Annotated in this window: 1 protein-coding gene; it reads left to right on the top strand. The window is 56.1% G+C overall.

Annotated elements, in window-relative coordinates:
- Positions 1 to 283: 283 nt before the first annotated feature.
- Positions 284 to 627, top strand: a 344-nt coding sequence (locus XI09_RS08440) for a hypothetical protein (protein WP_271566429.1), incomplete at its 3' end; no start/stop codon positions are given.

Raw genomic sequence — 627 nt, 5'->3', positions numbered from 1 at the left:
GACTCGGCTGACCACGGGCCCAGGCAAAATATTCGTCCAAATGACAGGAGTAATATGTTGCATCGATAGGCGTGCGCCGCCCGATTTGCAATCGGCTCTGTTCGTTGCTCACACTTCTTCGCCCGTGCCGAGCGGCCATGCCCAACACGCTTCCTTAGAAGTATATGGCCGCAGGGAAAAGCTGCGCGAAACCTAGCGGGGACAACGAAAAGCTGCATTGTGGTCACGATGCTATTGACGAACCCATACGGACTGTTTTTCAATCTGGGCGGGAGATCCGCGCGTGCTTAGCGACGCGGACGGGGGCGGTCATATGTGGAATTTTAGCCGAGGCGCGGCTTGCGTTGGCATTTGTCTCGCCATGGGCGGGTGTACCAGCCTGTACTATATTCATGATCCGCAGACAGGCGTGATCACGGCCGGTGAGCTGCCGTATTTCCTCAAGTCGATCCGATGTGAGGTCGTGACCTTTTACCAGATCGAACGGGAGAGGCGGAAGGAATACCTGAAGATCTACAAGGCCAGGCCTGAAGAGGCCTTCGACAGGTACGCTCATTTCGACATAGACCCGTTCCTGTATGGCACCTTTTTCCTGGAGTTGAAGGTGACCGATACGGGCGGGCTCGG

The sequence above is a fragment of the Bradyrhizobium sp. CCBAU 11386 genome (assembly GCF_028128955.1).
In the GTDB taxonomy this organism is placed as follows: Bacteria; Pseudomonadota; Alphaproteobacteria; order Rhizobiales; family Xanthobacteraceae; genus Bradyrhizobium.
Note: the sequence above shows the minus strand (reverse complement) of the source record. Positions and strands in the feature narration are given on the sequence as shown.